This window comes from Methylococcus sp. EFPC2, from assembly GCF_016925495.1.
In the GTDB taxonomy this organism is placed as follows: Bacteria; Pseudomonadota; Gammaproteobacteria; order Methylococcales; family Methylococcaceae; genus EFPC2.
Genome location: NZ_CP070491.1, coordinates 125,925 through 143,173 on the forward strand (window position 1 = coordinate 125,925; position 17,249 = coordinate 143,173).

Annotated in this window: 11 protein-coding genes; 9 read left to right on the forward strand and 2 right to left on the reverse strand. The window is 60.2% G+C overall.

The window, feature by feature from the left end; translation table 11 throughout:
* The first annotated feature begins 77 nt into the window (after window positions 1–77).
* From JWZ97_RS00550 to JWZ97_RS00570, 5 genes are read left to right on the forward strand one after another with little or no spacing between them, the layout of a single operon-like run.
* Entirely contained in the window at window positions 78–881 is an 804-nt protein-coding gene (locus JWZ97_RS00550) for a hypothetical protein (RefSeq protein WP_205432577.1), read from the forward strand.
* Entirely contained in the window at window positions 878–1,870 is a 993-nt protein-coding gene (locus JWZ97_RS00555; protein ID WP_205432578.1) for a vWA domain-containing protein, read from the forward strand. Before JWZ97_RS00550 ends, JWZ97_RS00555 begins: the two co-directional genes overlap by 4 nt.
* Window positions 1,870–2,436 (forward strand): MxaK protein, encoded by a 567-nt coding sequence (locus JWZ97_RS00560; protein WP_205432579.1) that lies wholly within the window; start codon window positions 1,870–1,872, stop codon window positions 2,434–2,436. The genes JWZ97_RS00555 and JWZ97_RS00560 overlap by 1 nt, the downstream gene beginning before the upstream one ends.
* On the forward strand, window positions 2,436–3,392 hold the full coding sequence (locus tag JWZ97_RS00565) for a VWA domain-containing protein (protein WP_205432580.1): 957 nt from the start codon (window positions 2,436–2,438) through the stop codon (window positions 3,390–3,392). The genes JWZ97_RS00560 and JWZ97_RS00565 overlap by 1 nt, the downstream gene beginning before the upstream one ends.
* Before the next feature lie 23 nt (window positions 3,393–3,415).
* Entirely contained in the window at window positions 3,416–3,943 is a 528-nt protein-coding gene (locus tag JWZ97_RS00570) for an SRPBCC family protein (protein WP_240342413.1), read from the forward strand.
* Between the two features lie 59 nt (window positions 3,944–4,002).
* Here the strand turns inward: JWZ97_RS00570 and JWZ97_RS00575 are convergent, their stop codons facing one another.
* Together JWZ97_RS00575 and JWZ97_RS00580 are read right to left on the reverse strand one after the other, a co-directional pair.
* Window positions 4,003–4,647 (reverse strand): response regulator transcription factor, encoded by a 645-nt coding sequence (locus JWZ97_RS00575; RefSeq protein WP_205432581.1) that lies wholly within the window; start codon window positions 4,645–4,647, stop codon window positions 4,003–4,005.
* The gene (locus JWZ97_RS00580) at window positions 4,640–5,980 is read right to left on the reverse strand and encodes a histidine kinase (protein ID WP_205432582.1); all 1,341 of its coding nucleotides are present in this window, start codon (window positions 5,978–5,980) and stop codon (window positions 4,640–4,642) included. Before JWZ97_RS00580 ends, JWZ97_RS00575 begins: the two co-directional genes overlap by 8 nt.
* 461 nt (window positions 5,981–6,441) lie before the next feature.
* On the opposite strand from JWZ97_RS00580, the gene JWZ97_RS00585 reads away from it, so the two are divergent.
* The 4 genes from JWZ97_RS00585 (at window position 6,442) to JWZ97_RS00600 (ending at window position 16,963) form a co-directional block, all read left to right on the forward strand.
* A complete protein-coding gene (locus JWZ97_RS00585; RefSeq protein WP_205432583.1) occupies window positions 6,442–9,339 on the forward strand; it encodes a TonB-dependent receptor plug domain-containing protein in 2,898 nt (965 codons plus the stop codon).
* 618 nt (window positions 9,340–9,957) lie between these two features.
* Window positions 9,958–12,501, forward strand: a complete 2,544-nt coding sequence (locus JWZ97_RS00590; RefSeq protein ID WP_205432585.1) for a TonB-dependent siderophore receptor — start codon at window positions 9,958–9,960, stop codon at window positions 12,499–12,501.
* Window positions 12,502–13,009: 508 nt separating this feature from the next.
* Complete coding sequence (locus JWZ97_RS00595; RefSeq protein WP_205432586.1) at window positions 13,010–15,883, forward strand: TonB-dependent receptor; 2,874 nt, start codon at window positions 13,010–13,012, stop codon at window positions 15,881–15,883.
* Between the two features lie 42 nt (window positions 15,884–15,925).
* Window positions 15,926–16,963 carry an IS630 family transposase gene (locus JWZ97_RS00600; protein WP_205429545.1) on the forward strand — a complete coding sequence of 346 codons (1,038 nt, stop codon included), beginning with the start codon at window positions 15,926–15,928 and terminating at the stop codon, window positions 16,961–16,963.
* Window positions 16,964–17,249: the final 286 nt, after the last annotated feature.

Below are 17,249 nucleotides of genomic sequence, written 5' to 3' on the forward strand. Positions count from 1 at the left end.
AGCGGCGTGGCTTAGCGGTATTCGTCCTGGGGTGCGCGTCGGCTCTGCCGTACCGCGCGGATGCACGCGATCCGCTCGTGGAGTCGGAACCGGCACGGGCATTCGGCTATGTCATCGGCGACGAAATCCCCTTGGTGAATGTGGTGACGCTGCCGCAAGGGTGCCGGTTCTTGACGGAGTCCCTGCCCAAACCGGGAGCCTTTGATTATTGGCTGGATCTTAAACACGCTCGTCTGGAGGGCGCCGAGGGCCCGGTTGCGCGTATTGAACGGACCTATCAGATTTTCTACGCGCCCTTGGAGGTAAAAGGACTCAGCGTGCCCGGCGTGAATCTGACGATGCAATGCGGGGGCGAGCGGCGCCCGCTGGAGTTGCCGGCCTGGGAGTTCAGCGCCGCCCCCTTGCGGGGCCTGCGGGTGGAGGGCCTGCACACGCTGCGCCCGGACCGGGTGCCCGCCGAGCTGTCTGTCGTCCCCGCCGCGTTGGCGCTGACCGGATCTTTGCTGCTGGCCTTGGCTAGCGGTTTGCGCTGGACTTGGCTGGCGGGCTGGTGGCCGCAAGCCGGCGTCTTTGCCCGCGCCGGGGCCGAGCTGGGGCGCCTGGGAGCGGGTCCCTGGGATACGGCGGCCGTCAAGCACGCCTGTGCCATCGTCCATCGCGCGTTCAACCGGTATGCCGGGCAGCCGGTTTTCGCCGAGCGGCTCGACGCTTTTTTCGCGGAACGGCAGGCGTGGGAGCCCCGGCGCGCGGACATCGAGGACTTTTACAAGTTTTCGTACGCCGTTCACTTCGATGAAGACGCCGTTGACAGCGACGGAACCCTGCCCGGGCGCCTGAAAGATCTGCTTGCCGCCTGCGCCCGGCTGGAGCTCGCGGAATGACGGGCATCCACATTCAGACCCCGGCCTTGCTTTGGCTGCTGCCCTTGGCCTTGCTGCCGTTGTGGCGGGGGACACTGGAGTCCGGCGCTTATTCGTCGGTAGCCATGTGGCCGTCGGACGGCTGGTCTAGGGCATTCGATTTTTCCCTCAAATTGGTCGGAGCCGGTGCATTTGCGGGATTGGTGCTGGGCATGGCGGGACCGACGCGCGAGGGTGGATGGTCGGAAAAGTCGGGCTACGGTGCCGACATCGTGCTGCTGCTCGACCGCAGCAACAGCATGGATCACAGCTTCGCCGGCCGGGCCCCGAGCGGCGGCGAGGAGTCGAAATCCCAGGCGGCTCGCCGCCTGCTCGGCGGTTTCGTGAATGCGCGGCGACACGACCGTTACGGCGTGGTGTCGTTCAGCACCGCTCCCTTGTTCGTGCAGCCTTTGACCGACAACCGCGAGGCCACCCTGGCCGCCGTCGACGCGCTGGCCACGCCGGCTTTGGCCTACACCCATGTGGGCAAGGGACTGGCGATGGCGCTGAATTTTTTCCCCCCGTCCCATGAGCCGGGCAGCCGGGTGGTGCTGCTGATCTCGGACGGCGCGGCGGTGCTGGATCCGGCCGGCGAACGCTTGCTGCGCACGCAGTTTCTCGCGAGCAATACCCGGCTTTACTGGCTGTTTTTGCGTACCGCGAACACGCCCGGCCTGTTCGAGGCCTCGGAAAATCCGGACGACGACACACCGCAGAGTCGTCCCGAGCGCCATCTGCATCTTTTCTTCGAGAGCCTGGGTGTGCCCTACCGTGCGTTCGAAGCGGAATCGCCGGAGAAGCTGGCGGCATTCATCGCGGAAATCGACCGGCTCGAACGCGCGCCTCTGAAATACCGGGAGCGCGAGCCGTGCCTCGATCTGACGGGGTATTGCTACGGCTGGGCGGTGCTCTGCCTGGTCTATTTGGGCATCATGAAGTGGCTGGAAAGCCGCGGAGGCGGCTCCTGATGAGATTGCTTGGATTGCGGTGGTTTTGGCTGGCGGCGGCGGCCCTGTTCCTCATGCTCGCCGTTTACTCGTCCGTGCGAATTTATCGGTTGAACCTGTTCAACGCGGATTTGGCGGTATTAAGCGCGGGGAACGATTTGCCCGTCGAACGCCGCTTCGGTGCCGAAGCACCGGTGCTGTTGGCCAGAGCCGCTCATCTGGCGAGCCTGGGCCGTTACGACGATGCCTTGGATATTTACGCCCGTGTGAGCGACTCCGAAGAAGTCGAGGTGCGTCAGGCGGCGCTTTACGATTTGGGCAATTTACAGTTGCGCCGCGCGGCCGAACTGGCCGAGAAACTGGAAACCCGGCGGGCGGTCCCGCTGCTGGAACTGGCCAAGGCGGCCTACCGGGGGGCATTGGCGCTGGATCCCGGCGACTGGGACGCTAAATACAACCTGGAATTCGCCATGCGCTTGTTGCCCGAGATGGCGCGGCGCAACTCGGGCGGCGACGAGACCCCGCCGGAGGAAGAGACGCGGCGCAACTGGACGACGCTGCCGGGCTTCCCGCGGGGGCTGCCGTGATGGCCCGCGTCATGCGCAAGGCCTTGTTGGGCGTGGCCCTGGTTTCGGCCGCGATCGCGTGGTGGGGGCCGGTCCGCCCGGCCGGCCGGGAAATCGCCGATGCCTTGGTCGTAGTCGATATCACCCGCAGCATGAACGTGCGCGACTATCGGTGGGAGGGCCGCTCCGTCAGCCGATTGGAGTTCGTCGCCGCGGCCCTGAAACAAATATTGGCGGAACTGCCCTGCGGTTCACGCGTGGGGCTGGGGCTGTTCACCGAGCGCCGCGTCGCCTTGCTTTACCGGCCCATCGAAGTCTGCAAGGGCTATCCGGTGCTCGCGGCCAGCCTGGACGCCATCGACTGGCGCATGGCCTGGGCCGCCGACAGCCGCATCGCCGATGGCTTGTACGACGGAATGAAGCTGTTGGCCGGCGGTGAGACCGATTTGCTGTTTCTGACCGACGGCCAGGAGGCACCGCCGCGCAATCCCCGCTACCGTCCCCCGTTTGCCGACATCAAGGGCAAAGCCCAGGGCGTGGTGGTGGGCGTGGGCGGTTTGACGCTCTCACCCATACCCAAATTCGACGAAAAGGGCGAGCCGGCGGGCTTTTACGGCCCGGAAGAAGTGCCGCACCAGAGCCGTTTCGGCTTGCCGGAGCGGGCGCCCGAGGGTGCCGAGGGTTATCACGCCCGCAATGCGCCTTTCGGCGGCAACTGGGAACTGGGCCACGAGCACCTTTCGTCGCTGAAGGAAGACTACCTGCGCGAACTGGCGCGCGTATCCGGCCTGGCGTACCGCCGCCTGGAACGTCCCGGCGATCTGCTCGACGAACTGCACAATCCTGCGCGCGCTCATCGGCAAACGCTCGATACCGATGTGGCCTGGTTGTACGCGGGTCTGGCGCTCGCCTCGCTGGCCGCGTTTTATCTCGCCGATCTCTACAGCCATGCGCCGCTCAAGCGGCATCGATTCTGAAACCCGATAGAGGAGTATCCACCGTGCGTCTGCCCCGACTATTTCTGGCGATCTTGTGTTTTCCCCTGGCGGTCCATGCGCATGGACCCACCCCGCAGAAAATCGACGAGAGCGTGACCCTGCATGCGCCGCCCGACAAGGTGTGGGCGGCGGTCAGGGAGTTCGGCCGGCCGGATTTCTGGAATCCCGCCGTGGCCAAGAGTGAGAGTTCCGGTGGCAATGCGCCGGGCGCCAGACGCGTGCTGACGCTGAAAAACGGCGAGAGCGTGGAAGAAGCCCTGGATACCTACGACGAGAGCCAATTCGAATACCGCTACCGCCTGGCCAAGGAAAATCTCAAAGCGCTGCCGGTGAGTTCCTACAGCGGCGGCCTCAAGCTTACCGCGATTGAGGGTGGCACCAAGCTGACCTGGTACGCCCGCGCCTACCGCGGCGACACCGGCAACGAGCCGCCGGAAAATCTCAGCGACGAAGCCGCCACTCAAGCCCTGAAGGCTTTGTTTCGGGCAGGGCTTGATCATCTCCGTAAGCAGTTGGAAAGCGGGAAATAGCCGTATCCCGGCCCGGACAGGCCGGTCGGGTTAGGCTGCAACCTAACCCGACGATACGGCTAGTGCTTGATGAGCCCGATCTGATAAGCCAGCCTGGCCATCTCGGCGCTGGTGCTTAGCGAAAGCTTGTTCTTCACCAGGGTTGCATAGTTGGACACGGTCTTGAGCCCCAGGCGCAGTTCTTCGGCGACTTCGCGGGTGGTGTAGCCGCGCGCCAGCAGGCAGAAGATGTCGAATTCGCGCGCCGATAGGCTGTTGAGCACGCTCATCGCATCGTTGCCGGTGGCCTTGGACAGCGCCAGGCGCTGGGCGATCTCCGGCTCTATGTAGGGCTGGCCGACCGCGATGCGGCGGACCGCTTCCACCAGGATGTCCGGCGCGCTGCTCTTACTGATGTAGCCCTTCGCGCCCGCCTCCAGGGCGCGGGCGACATAGACCAGCTCGTCGTGCACGCTGAACACCAGGATACGGGCGTGCGCGTCGCGTGCCCGCAGGCGCGCTATGGTGGCCACGCCGCCTATGCCCGGCATGGACAGATCCATCACTACCACGTCCGGCTGCAGGTCGGAATAGATGCCGCAGGCCACTTCGCCTCGCTCGGCCTCTCCCGCCACTTCCAGTCCGGGCGTTTGCGACAGCAGCAAACGGTAGCCCGCTCGGACCACCGCATGGTCGTCGACCAACAATATCCGGGTTTTACTCATCGCTATCGTCCTCGCTCTTGCAGGGCAGGGTGACGGAAATACGCACGCCGCGGCCGGGCTGCGTGCCCAAAACGAATTTTCCGCCCAGGCTCAGCGCCCGCTCGCGGATGCCGTACAAGCCGAAGCCGGTCGGTGGCCGGGTGGCGTCGAAGCCCTGGCCGTCGTCGGCAAAATCCAGATGTATCGTCCGTGTGCCGCCGGCCTCGGGCGCCGTCAGGCGGATGCGCAGGGTATTGGCCCCGGCGTGGCGGCTAACATTGGTCAGGCATTCCTGGACGATGCGATACAGGTGGATCTTGGCGGTCCCCGCGCTGGCTTCAACGGCCGGCTCGCAGTGAAAAGTCACCGCGCAGTCGGGATGGCGGGCCTTCCAATAGGCGATGAGGTCTTCCAGCGAGGCGGTGAGCCCGAGGTCTTCCAGCATCACCGGGCGCAGGCGGCGCATGAGGGAGCGCACCACCTCGAAGAGTTGATCGCAGGTCTGCGCGATGGTCGCCAGCGCCTCGCGTCCTTCCGTCAGCGGCACCATGGCGCGTACCGAAACCGCCAGCACCTTGATGGCGCTCAGCGATTGGCCCAGTTCGTCGTGCAATTCCTGGGCGATGTAACGCCGCTCTTCTTCCTGTATGGCCAGGGAGCGCTGGGTCAGGGTGCGGTTTTCCTGCCGGGCTTTTTCCAGGGCCGCCGCCATGTGGTTGAAGGTATCGGCGATGCTGGCGAACTCCGGGAGCGCGAAGTGCGGAAGGCGGGCGCCGTAATCGCCGGTTTCTATGCCTTCGAGGCCGCGCAATATCACCCCCACCGAGCGGAAAGCGCGGCCCAGCATGATGTGGATGATGCCGTAGATCGCCACGGCCAGCAGGCCCAGCAATTCCAGGAATCCCAGCGACTCTTCCCACACTTCGGCGATCTCGGCTTGGGGATCGGCCTGAATGACGACCCGGACGGGAACTCCGTTGGGCAGCGGAAAGCTCCGCTCCACCCACTGGGGGGTGGGCGTGACCCAACGGGCAAACCAAGCCGGCGCGGAATCGGTTGCCGATGCCGGGGGCGGAGTCGCGACCACAGCCTGCCCGTTGCGGAGCACCTGGATGCGCAGATGCCGGGTGCTTTGCGATTGCGCCAGGGGCAGCAGCCAGCGGCTGTAGGCCTCTTCGCTGGCCGGCTGGCCCGGGCTGCCGGCGTCCATCAGGTGGAGCGCCAGTTCGACCGACGAGCGGATCTCGCTTTCCACCGCCTGCCGGCCGTGATGGATGGAGAAAGCGGCTCCCATGGAAAGGATCACGATCAGGGTCAGCGCCAGGGTTAGATAGAGTCGGGTACGCAGGGTCATCGAGGCGTCGGCGGAACGAAACGGATTCGATAGCCTGCCTAAAGCCTGCGCGTTTGCCTAGGGGATTTCTTCCTTAAAACCGGCCGGAGCGACCGCCCGAGTACGGACGTCGTTCCGAGTGACCGACAGCCTGACTCGTCGTTTGGGCATCAGCCACCAATTTTGGATGTCGTCTGTCTCGAGGCTAACAGCGGTGCCCGGCACGCCGCGGCAACCAGGGGATTGGCCGCCATAGGGTAAGGCAGCGTGTCCGCCGTATCCCTTCATAAACAGGCGCGCTTGCCTTCCGCAACGGCGCGCTCCTCGTCCGTAGCCCCCGCGGCATGATCGTTGCGCATAGGGCCGATGCTGCTCAGCGTTCCCTTTCCGACGTGCTCATCCCACGGCTTCCCATGCCCTTAATCGGTCGAAAGACAGGAACGGAGCGGTGTCTTTTACCTCAACGTTCGTGCAGGAATCCGATGAATAAGCAATTCAAATCCAACCCGCCGGCACATCTACGCCGGACGGGTCTTCACTATGCACTCACCCCCATCATGCAGGGAATGCTGTTAGGACTTTCCACCTTCTCCGCTCATCCGGCCATGGCGGCCGGCAGCTATGCCGAATTGCAAGCCGAGAACGAAAGGCAGCGGCAGGAGATGGAACGACAGAGACTGGAAATGGAGCACCAGCGCGAAGAAATCGAAGCTCTCAAACGCCAGTTGCTGGGGCAGGCCAGACCCCAGACGGCCTCGCCGGCCGCCGAACCCGCCAACAATGCGGCTCAAAGCGAGGACGCGTTGAAAGTAAGCGAAGTCCCGCAAACCGCGAGCAGCGACGACGGAAGCGGCGCGACGCTGGGCGAAGTGGTGGTTAAACGGCGGAGCGTGCTGGAAAAACTGAAAGATACGCCCAAGTCGGTGTCCGTCGTCACCGGGCGGGAATTGGAAAAGTTTCAGGCCAACGATATGGCCAACATCCTTACGCGCATCGGCAGCGTCAAATGGCGTTCGACCAATCCCCGCGAATCCAGCCTCAGCGTGCGCGGCATCGGCCATCTCGGTTCCGCTTCCACGGCGGCTGCCGAAGGTATGGATCCCAGCGTGGGCATAGTCGTCGACGGCGACAGTTATGCCTCGATCCCGCTGGCTTCGTCGGTGAGTTTTTCCGATCTGGAGTCGGTAGACGTGACGCGCGGGCCGCAAGGTGCTCAGGGCGGCATGCATTCGAGCGCCGCACGGATTTCCATCAAGACCCGGGCGCCGAGCTTTACCCCGGAGGCGGAAGCGTCCATCGGTTACGGCCAGTGGAATACCTTGATCGCCAAGGCCGCCGCCGGCGGATCCATCTTCGACGGATTATTGGCCTGGCGCGGCAGCTTTCTCAGGGAGCAGGCCGACAGCCCCTTCGAGAACGCTGCGCAGACGAATACTTATTTCAACAAGGACCGTACGTCCGGCCGATTGCAGTTCCTGCTGACGCCTACCGACAGTTTTACCGCTCGGGTCAAACTCGACTATACCCCGGCCGGAGGGGAATACGTGACCGGTCAGGCCGGGTTCTACAACCGGCCGACACCTGCATATTACGACAGCGTCGATGCGACGGGTCAGCGTATCGCGGTAAATCAGGCCAACGAGCCGGTAGGTAAGCTCAACCGCCGCTGGTTCAAGCAGGAGGCCAATTACACTTATGCCGGCAATTATTTGCGGCAAAGAATCGAGAAAAGTGTCGTATTACCGACCCTGAACAAGACGGAAGGAGCGGGTATCAACCTCGATTGGGATTTGGGCAGCCATACCCTGAGTTCGATCACCGGTTTTCATAATTACTTCTTCGAATTCCAGTCGGGCCAGGCCACGGTATTCGATATCACTCGCCCGCCAACCGCCGGGAAAGCGCGCCAGCAGCAGGTGAGCCAGGAATTGAAAATCGCGTCGAAACCGGGCGGTTTAGTGGACTATCAGGTCGGTACTTATTATCTCAGTTTCAATCGCCAGCATTGGGGCACCAATATACGCGGCGGTTCGGATGCCGGCGCCTATAACGCCAACGCAGCACAATATGCCCGCCTCGATGCCGACGGCAATGGCCGTTATTTGATGATCAATTCGCTGGATCGTCTGGTCACCGAAACCAAGAACGATTTCATGGGGGAAAGCCGGTCCATCTATGCCAATGCCGATTGGCATTTGTTCGAGCCTTTGACCGTCAACAGCGGTTTGCGCCTGTCATGGGAGCATAGGCAGAACGTCCGATCCTCGATACGCATCGTCGATGAAGGTTATGGTGCCGAGTTGGATCCGTCGTCGAGGAACAATGTGCGGCTGGGCGGATTCAACAGCAATGCGAGCGGCAATCTGACCAGCAATAATGCCGCTCAGTTGGCGGTGGCGAATTTCGTGGCGCAGAAATACTTCGGCATCGCCAATTATTCGGCATTGAACAACACGCAAAAACAGCAAGTGGCCGACGCCAAGGCGGTACGCCTGGCATCCATAGGCGGCTTGTACCAATCCACCGACGCGGAAGCGTTCGACGGGATGCTGCCGACCGTCAATATCAGTCCCAGCTATAAAATCACCGACAACCACACGACTTATTTCGCCTGGCAGCACGGCGAGAAAGCGGGGGTATCGCAAATCGTCGGTGCGACGCTCAACGGGGGCAAGACGTTCACGCTCAAGGAGGAAAAAACCGATTCCTACGAAATCGGTTTGAAATCGACGTTCTTCGATAAAACTCTGGCCATCAATACGACGGCATTCCTGCAGGACGTCAGCGATTACATACAGCCGATGTATTTCTACGACGAGGCGCAAACCATCGTCAATAATAACGGCTTATTGGCATATACCGCCGGTCTCGGCAATGTTCCCAAGGTCCAAGTCAAGGGTTTGGAATTGGATGCCAGCTATACCGGTTTGCCTTTTACCACGATACGTTTTGCCGGCGCTTACAACGATGCTCGCTACGAGGACTTCAAATTCAGCGCCAAACCCGCGGAGTTGGGAGGAACGGCGGTACCTTATTACGACGTCAGCGGAAGAACGTTGCCGGGCGCCGCGAAATTCACGTTCAACCTGTTCGCCGAATATGCCCGGCCGATATTCGACGACAATGAGGTTCATGCGAACGTCAACTACAACTACACCAGTTCCTATAACCCGGATATCTCCTTGTCACGCTATACGGTGGTCGACGGTTATGGTTTGACCGATGTGGCGGTAGGCTTTGGACGCAGGGATAAACTGTTCGACGTGAATTTGATCGTCAGAAACCTGTTCGATACCAATTACGGGAATCTGTCGGTATGGAACTCGTATAAGCCGAGCATACCGCGCTGGATAGGCGTCACGGTCAGTACCCAGCTTTAAGCGTAAACACCTTGCGATCGAAACTCTCACGGCCGAGTTCGCGAGTAGTTCCTGCCCCTGCCCGGCGTATTCGCGCCTGGTAGTCCAAGCAGCCCGTAGCCGGGAGTTTCGACGCCTATTCCCCCCACAATGCCGGGCATCATTTGGATATATCCATTTCGTCCGGCGTTTCCTTTCGGCTGTTTTCTTAGGTGCATACGCTGCACGCGCCATGCCTCTTGAGCAGCTTGCGGCAAGATTTAGGGTCGCGAATCAAGTGTTCCCGATCTGCAATTGCACGAAATCCCAGTTACGACCGGTCCGGCTTGCTGCATCGGGTATGCGCTTATCCCGCAACGGGAAGGTGCGGCATGATAGTTGCCCTATTAGACACGCGTCCCGTCTACCAGCGTTTGTGGCAGTAAGCCCAGCGTATTTTGTGGTGGTTATAGGCAGGCCGACGGCGGTTTTCGATAGCGGGGAAAATGCGGTCTTCTCGGCTATGCCATGGGATGGATAAAGAGATTTTAAAGAAGGTTTATTAAGGATATAAATATGGATAGCACCGTGATATCAAAACCCGAAAAACGTCATTCTCATTTCCCCGTTACGATACCGTTTTCTAGGATCGTTGGGGGTATGCTGCTGGGATTTTCCGTCGTTTCAAATGCTCAGGCTTATGCGGCGGATGACGCACGCACCATCGCCGAGCTGAAAGCCGAGAACGAGGCCTTGAAGCGCTTGCTGCAATCGAAGAACGCCGAGGAGCCGAAGACGCTGCCGCTAGCCCCTGTAGCGGCGCCGCCCGATCAGCAGGAGCAGTCCGGGCCGCTCGCAGCAGCCGGAGCGGACGGCTCCGCGACGCAAGGCGATGCGGAGGTCGACACTCTGAATGAGGTCGTGGTGACCGGCTCGCGCCAGACTGGCATCAAGGCGCGCGCCAGTGCTTCGCCGGTCACCGTGATTTCTTCCAGCACATTGAAAGGAACCGGCCAGGTCAACCTGATCGACGCGCTCAACAAGCTCGAGCCGTCGTTTTATGTGCCGGCGCGCAGCGGAGACGTGGGCAATTTGACCCGACAAGTGCAGCTGCGCCAACTGGGGCCGAACCAGACCTTGGTGCTCATCAACGGCAAGCGCCGGCACTCCACGGCCATCGTCAATGCCTCGGGCACCTTCGCCGGCGCCACCGCGGTAGATCTCGCTCAGATACCGGTTTCCGCCATCGACCATGTCGAAATCCTCAAAGACGGCGCGGCCGCGCAGTACGGCACCGACGCTATCGCGGGCGTGGTCAACATCATCTTGAAGTCGGCCAACCATGGGGGCTCGGTGACGGTGGGCTATGGACGCTACGACCAGAGCGACGTCAATCCGCAAAGCAAGGACAACGGCCAGACCGAGAATGTCGCGGTAAACGGCGGGTTCAAGCTGGGCGATGCCGATCAGGGTTTTTTGAACCTGAGCGCGGAATGGACGGACAAGGATTACACCAATAATTCCGGCCAGCATCCCACCATCAAGGCCGCCAATATTCCCAGTCCGGGATGGGTGAACCGCATCGCCGGCGAGCCGGCTTACCAGCTTTACGATCTGGGATTCAATGCCGGATTCAAGCTGACCGACGACATCGAACTCTACGGCTTCGGCACGGCCGGTCACCGCAAGGCCGACGCCCAGCAGAACTTCCGGCGCTACAACCTGTTGCCGGCGGTCTACCCCACCGGTTTCGTGCCGACCATAGGCATAGAAGAAACGGATCTGGCACTCACCGCAGGTGCAAAAGGCGCTTTTCTGGGCGATGGACGGTGGGATTTCAGCAGCACTTACGGCCGCGACGACGCCGACATTATCGTGGAGCACTCGGCCAATCAGGGGCTGTATCGCGACAAGGGGTTCACCCCCACGAAGTTCGAGAACGGAACGTTCAAGAACAGCCAGTGGACCACCAACCTGGATTTGACCAAGCCGGTCGACGTGGATTTTCTGCCCGCGCCTTTGAACGTCGCTGGCGGCGTGGAATTCCGCCGCGAGACCTATCAACTGATTGCCGGCGATGCGGCGTCCCGCTACAAGGAGGGTTCGCAGGCCTTTCCCGGCTATCAGTTCAGCGACGCGCGCAACGAATCGCGGCATGTTGAAGCTATCTACGTCGAGCTGGGAACCAAATTCACCCCCGAATGGCAAACCTCACTCGCCGGCCGCTTCGAACATTACAGCGACGCCGGGGATACCGCCATCGGCAAGGGTTCGACCCGGTACGATTTCAATCCCCGCTTGGCCATACGCGGCACGGCCAGCTCGGGCTTCCGGGCGCCGACCCTGGCGGAGCAGAACTTTTCGGCCACCAACGTGAGCCCGAGTTTTTCCAATATCCAATTGGCGGTCAATTCACCCGCGGCCCAACTGCTTGGCGCCCCCGCCTTGAAGCCGGAAGAGTCGAGCAACTTCAGCGTGGGCTTGGTTTTCGAACCGATCCAGAAGGTTTACGCATCGCTCGATATCTACCAGATCAATATCTCCGACCGCATCGTCAATACCGGAAACCTGAACGGCCCGGCCGTGCGCAACGCTATCGCCGCCAACGGCATCTTTTTCCAGGGTTCGTCGGCCAATCTGAACTTCTTCACCAACGGGGTGGACACCCGCACGCGAGGGGTCGACGCCGCGGCGGATTGGGCTACGGAATTCGACGAGTACGGTCGCATCAAGTGGAATTTCACCGCGTCCTATATCGATACCAAGGTCACCGACATCAAGAACGCATCGGCCCAATTGGGCGGAGGCGCCTTGATTACCCCGGTGATCGTTTCGGGACTGGAAGACAGCAACCCGAAGTACAAGCTATCGCTCGCGGCGAATTATTTCATCAGCGACTGGAGCTTTAACGCGCGAGTGACGCATTACGGCGAGTCGTCGCAGCTGACGTCGGATGCTGGCACCGGCCTCGCCCCATTCACCCGCAATACGATCAAGGACACGGCTCTGCTCGATCTTTCTGTCGGCTACGATCTCACGTCCAGCCTGAACTTCGTGGTGGGCGCCAACAACGTCTTCGACACCCATCCCAACAAGACCAAGCCCATCACGCGGGGCTCGACCAACGCGGCCGTGTACCCGACCTTTTCGCCATACCCGGTTGATGGCGCGTTCTACTACGCCAGGGCCACGTTCCACTATTGACGGCGGCCCCGGTTCACGCCGGAGGGCGGCTGCATCGCATGCCGCTCGACCGCCGCGTTCTTCGCCGCCAGGCACGGCGGTTCTTCCGGCAGCCGCGGCCCGAACAAACCGGGTTGCGGCCGCCTCTCCCGTCTGGTCCTGCATACGCACGATGGTCCGCTTCTGCCCCGCATTCAGCATCGGCGGCCTCACTGTTTGATCCCGCTGCTTTCGTGACCTGCCCGGCGTTGCCGCCCGGCATCGAGCAAGTTCAGGAAATATTCCCCATTTCCATATTAGGCGGCGCTCGCTCGTCGAGTCTGAGTTGTTGGCACATCGGTTGCTCACTGCCGATATCACCCGATCTTATTCGAAAAACTGTTCGATCTATCGCCGAGCGTTGCCAGGTTGGTGCGCAGGGAATGTAAGGAAGACACGGTTCAAGGGAGGACGGTGAGGAGCCGGACGCGCACGAATCCAAATGGAAAGGCGCGGGCGGTATTTCGAACAGTTTCATAGGACTTCGGGAATGAATCAGATCGCTATCCCCCGGCATGCGCAACGCGGCCGTGAAAACACCGCATGCTTCCGCCTCACGCCCATCATGCGCGGCATACTCCTGAGCGGAGTCGTCGTTTGCAGTGGGCCCTCCTACGCGGCGGACGAGGCCGCGACCATTGCGGAATTGAAGGCGGAGAACGAGAAGCAGCGCAGGGAGATCGAGGCCCTCAAGCAAATGCTGCTGAAGTCTCAATCCGGAGGCGCGGCGGCAAACTCCACTGCGGTTGCCGGAACACAAGCCGTTCAGGCGCAGGAGGCGGGTGTTGCGACGACGCAGGCGCCGGCGCGCGAAGAGAACGCTAAAGCGCCTGAGACCGTCGCGGCCACAGGCGAAGAGGAGAAGGACACGACCCTGGGAGAGGTCGTGGTGAAGCGCCAGAGCCCTCTGGAAAAGTTGAAGGATACGCCCAAATCGGTTTCGGTCGTGACCGGTGCGGAACTGGAAAAATTCCAGGCCAACAATTTTCAGTCGATAGTCCAAAAAATCGGCAATGTGGGGATGACGATCGGTAATCCCCAAACGGCAAGCACGTTTATTCGTGGCGTGGGCGTCACGGGTAAGTTAAATGGTTTGGACCCTAGCGTGGGCGTATCCATCGACGGCGTCAGTTACGCAACCTCCGCCATGGTTTCCTCTTTCAGTTATGTCGACCTGGCGACCGTCGACGTTACGCGCGGGCCAACCGGCACGCTCGGCGGCAAGAACGCCAATTTGGGACAAATCAATATCACAACCAAAGCGCCCGGCTTTACCCCGGAGGCATACGGCTCGATTGCATACGGCGATTTTAATACCCTGATTACCCGGGGCGCGCTGGGCGGAGCGGTACTCGATAACTTACTCGCGTGGCGGGGATCGTTTTACCGGGAGCAGTCGGATAGTTATTTATACAACAAATACGATCCGGACTACGCCTACCGAAACAAGGATCGTACTTATGGGCGCATACAATTCCTGCTCACGCCGACCGACAATTTCAGTGCGCGCGTCAGCATGGATTACACGCCCAGGGCTAAGGAAGGGTCGGATAACGCCTCGACATTCCCTACGCCTACACCGAATTATTACGATACCGGCAGGCCCGTCGATCAAACCAACGAGGCGGCGGGTAAGTTGAGCAGACGTTGGTTCGGGCAAGAGCCGAATTATTCGCCCAGCCAGTATCTGAGTAATGAAATCAATATCGCTAATCAACGTTACACTTATTACGGCACCAAGGGCGGCTCCCTGAATTTGAGTTGGGATGTGGCCGATCACAACTTGGCCTCGATCACGGGCTACAAGGATTATTACTTTTCATCCGGTGGCGCAGGCGATAATCCATTTGACGTTTCCAGACCTCCGGCTTCGGGTCAGGTCGATAACTATCAATTTAGCCAGGAGTTGAACGTCAGCTCGAAGCCCGGTGGTTTCGTGGATTACAAGGCCGGCGTGTACCTACTAAAAGTAAAAGTGCCCAGCCGGACGAATTTGACCCGGTTCGGTTCCGATGCCGGCGCTTTCAGGGCAACCACGGCCCAGTACAATATCCTGGATCCTCTGAATAACGGAGCCGATACTCCCTTAAACCGATCGCTTTCCGTGACTGGTCGTGGCCTGCTATTAAATTCGGTGGATAGGTTATCTACCAAGCTCAAGGAGGAATACGATAATGAGAGTGGCGCTATTTTCGGTCACGCAACCTGGCATCCTATCGAACCCCTGACGATTGCTACGGGCCTGCGCTTGACCCACGAGCAGCGTACGTCCACGGCCGCGTCGCGGGTGCTGGATAACGGATTCGGCGCAGAACTAAACCCCGTATCGAAAAATGACGTGAAGTTGGGCGGCTTTGCTTCCAATAGCAACTCAGGGGCTTTGATCGCCGGGCAGAACAACGCGGCGCAACTGGCACTGGCGGACTTCGTCGCACGGAAATATTTCGGCGTGGCGAGTTACGGCTCGCTTAGTACGGATCAGAAAAAACAGGTGGCTGCCGCCAAGTCGATCCGCAATTCAGCCTTGGGTACTCTATTTCAGACAACCGAGGCCGAACCTTTCAACGATCTTCTGAAAAGCTGGAATATCGGTCCGAGCTGGAAGTTCAATGAACGTCAGACGGCCTATTTTTCATGGCAGCATGGCGAAAAGGCCGGCGTTTCGCAAATCATCGGCGCTACGGTATTGGGCGGCAAGTCCGTCCCCAATAAGGCGGAAACCAGCGATGCTTACGAACTAGGTCTCAAGTCGGTATTGTTGGATAGGACGCTAGTCGTAAATGCGGACATTTATTTGAACGACATCACCGATTATATACAGCCGATGCTGTTCGAGGATAAGGTTCAAACAGCCATTAATAACGATGGTAAGACCGCATATACCTCGGGGCTCGGCAATGTGCCCAAGGTGCAGAGTAAGGGGGTGGAGTTCGATTTGACTTATACGGGCTTGCAATACACGACGTTCCGCCTGGCTGGCGCCTATACCGATGCGCGGTATGAGGACTTCAAGTTCTTGGCGAAACCGGCGGAGCTTAATGATGGTACGGGGGTGGCTTATTACGACGCGAGTGGAAAAACCTTGCCGTATGCCTCTAAGTTTTCGGCAAACTTGTACGCCGAATATGCTCGCCCGCTACCGTTTGCGGACACATTGCAATTCCATACCAATGTCAATTATCGGTACCAAAGCCGATTCAATACCGACCAGTCATTATCCCGATACGCGTGGAAGGACTCCCTCGGGACTACGGATTTTGCTATCGGTATCGGTCGTAGGGACAGGCTGTTCGATGCGAATCTAATCATCAAGAACGTATTTGACCAAGATACTTCCTATACCCCAAGCTGGAATACCTATTAACCCGGCCAAATAATACCGTACTGAGTCTGGTAAAATTCGAGCATGGAAGCAGAACGAATCGATACTCGAAAACTGGAGCCGGCGGCACGAGAGCAATTGCGCCGTACGGTCATCCGCTTGCACCGGCGAGGGCATAGCCAGGCGGCGATTGCGCGGGAGTTGGGTTTGCGCCGTCCCACGGTGACGCTCTGGCTGCTTAAAGCCGAAGCCGGGCATGGCGTGAAAGAGGCCCAGCGTGGTCGGCCCGCAGGCAACGGTCGCCGTCTCACGCCCGCTCAGGAAAGCGTTCTCCAGAAAGACCTGGTGGACAAAACGCCGGATCAAGTGAAACTGCGCTTCGCCTTATGGAGTGCGCAGGCGGTGCGAGCGCATATCCAGGCGTGTTTTGGGCTGAACCTGCCAGTGCGCTCGGTCAGAAACTATCTGAAGCGCTGGGGATTCACGCCGCAGCGCCCGCTCAAACGCGCCTTCGAGCAACGACCGGCGGCGGTGCAAAAGTGGCTCACAGAGGACTACCCAGCCATCGCCCAACGGGCCAAGGCCGAAGGGGCGGAAATTTGCTGGGGCGATGAAACCGCTGTCAGTTCGGTCGAGCATTATCCGCGCGGTTACGCGCCGCGCGGCAAAACGCCGGTGCTGGTGTTGTCCCAGTCCAAGCGGGAGCGCATCAACCTCATCTCCGCCATCACCAACCAAGGGAAGATGCGCTTCATGATGTATCGAGAAACGCTCACCGCCGATGTCTTCATCCAGTTTCTCCAGCGCCTGGTCCGTGAGGCGGGGCGCAAGGTGTTTCTGGTCCTCGACAACCTGCGGGTTCATCACAGCCAAACGGTCAAAGCATGGCTGGCAGACAAAACCGACCAGATCGAGCTGTTTTTCCTACCCAGCTATTCCCCTGAACTCAATCCGGACGAATACCTCAATGCCGACCTCAAGGCACGGATGAGTGCCGCCGAACCCGTGCGCGACGGCTCTCACCTGAAGCGCAAGGTGACTTCGCACCTGCGTTCGATCCAGAAACAGCCCGCCCGCATCCGCGCCTACTTCAAAGCCGCCCCCATCAAGTACGCCGCTTAGAACGTACGGTATTTTATGGCCGGGTTAATATTATCCCACCGACAAGCGTTGGGTTGGCGTTACCGTTAGTTCGTCGCTTTAGTCGCTCATTACAGGGGGCGACGGTATTCCATAAAGTTTCGGGGAAGGCAGATGGTTTTGTCTGCGCAATTTGCGCGGACGCTGCCTCGTCACGTGCATTCAAGGGTGGGCAGGGGCATGTTGGGGCTGTGCTGAGACACCGAGTTGCCTCGCGCGAGGGTCCCGGTACGCCCTATGGATATGCCGAGCGGTGCTGCAAGGCCAT

What these genes read in the sequence shown, in the direction of transcription:
- JWZ97_RS00555 (WP_205432578.1), top strand. Translation starts at nt 878, where the DNA reads ATGACGGGCATCCACATTCAGACCCCGGCCTTGCTTTGGCTGCTGCCC.
- JWZ97_RS00560 (WP_205432579.1), top strand. Translation starts at nt 1,870, where the DNA reads ATGAGATTGCTTGGATTGCGGTGGTTTTGGCTGGCGGCGGCGGCCCTG.
- JWZ97_RS00565 (WP_205432580.1), top strand. Translation starts at nt 2,436, where the DNA reads ATGGCCCGCGTCATGCGCAAGGCCTTGTTGGGCGTGGCCCTGGTTTCG.
- JWZ97_RS00575 (WP_205432581.1), bottom strand. Translation starts at nt 4,647, where the DNA reads ATGAGTAAAACCCGGATATTGTTGGTCGACGACCATGCGGTGGTCCGA.
- JWZ97_RS00580 (WP_205432582.1), bottom strand. Translation starts at nt 5,980, where the DNA reads ATGACCCTGCGTACCCGACTCTATCTAACCCTGGCGCTGACCCTGATC.
- JWZ97_RS00585 (WP_205432583.1), top strand. Translation starts at nt 6,442, where the DNA reads ATGAATAAGCAATTCAAATCCAACCCGCCGGCACATCTACGCCGGACG.
- JWZ97_RS00590 (WP_205432585.1), top strand. Translation starts at nt 9,958, where the DNA reads ATGCTGCTGGGATTTTCCGTCGTTTCAAATGCTCAGGCTTATGCGGCG.
- JWZ97_RS00595 (WP_205432586.1), top strand. Translation starts at nt 13,010, where the DNA reads ATGAATCAGATCGCTATCCCCCGGCATGCGCAACGCGGCCGTGAAAAC.
- JWZ97_RS00600 (WP_205429545.1), top strand. Translation starts at nt 15,926, where the DNA reads ATGGAAGCAGAACGAATCGATACTCGAAAACTGGAGCCGGCGGCACGA.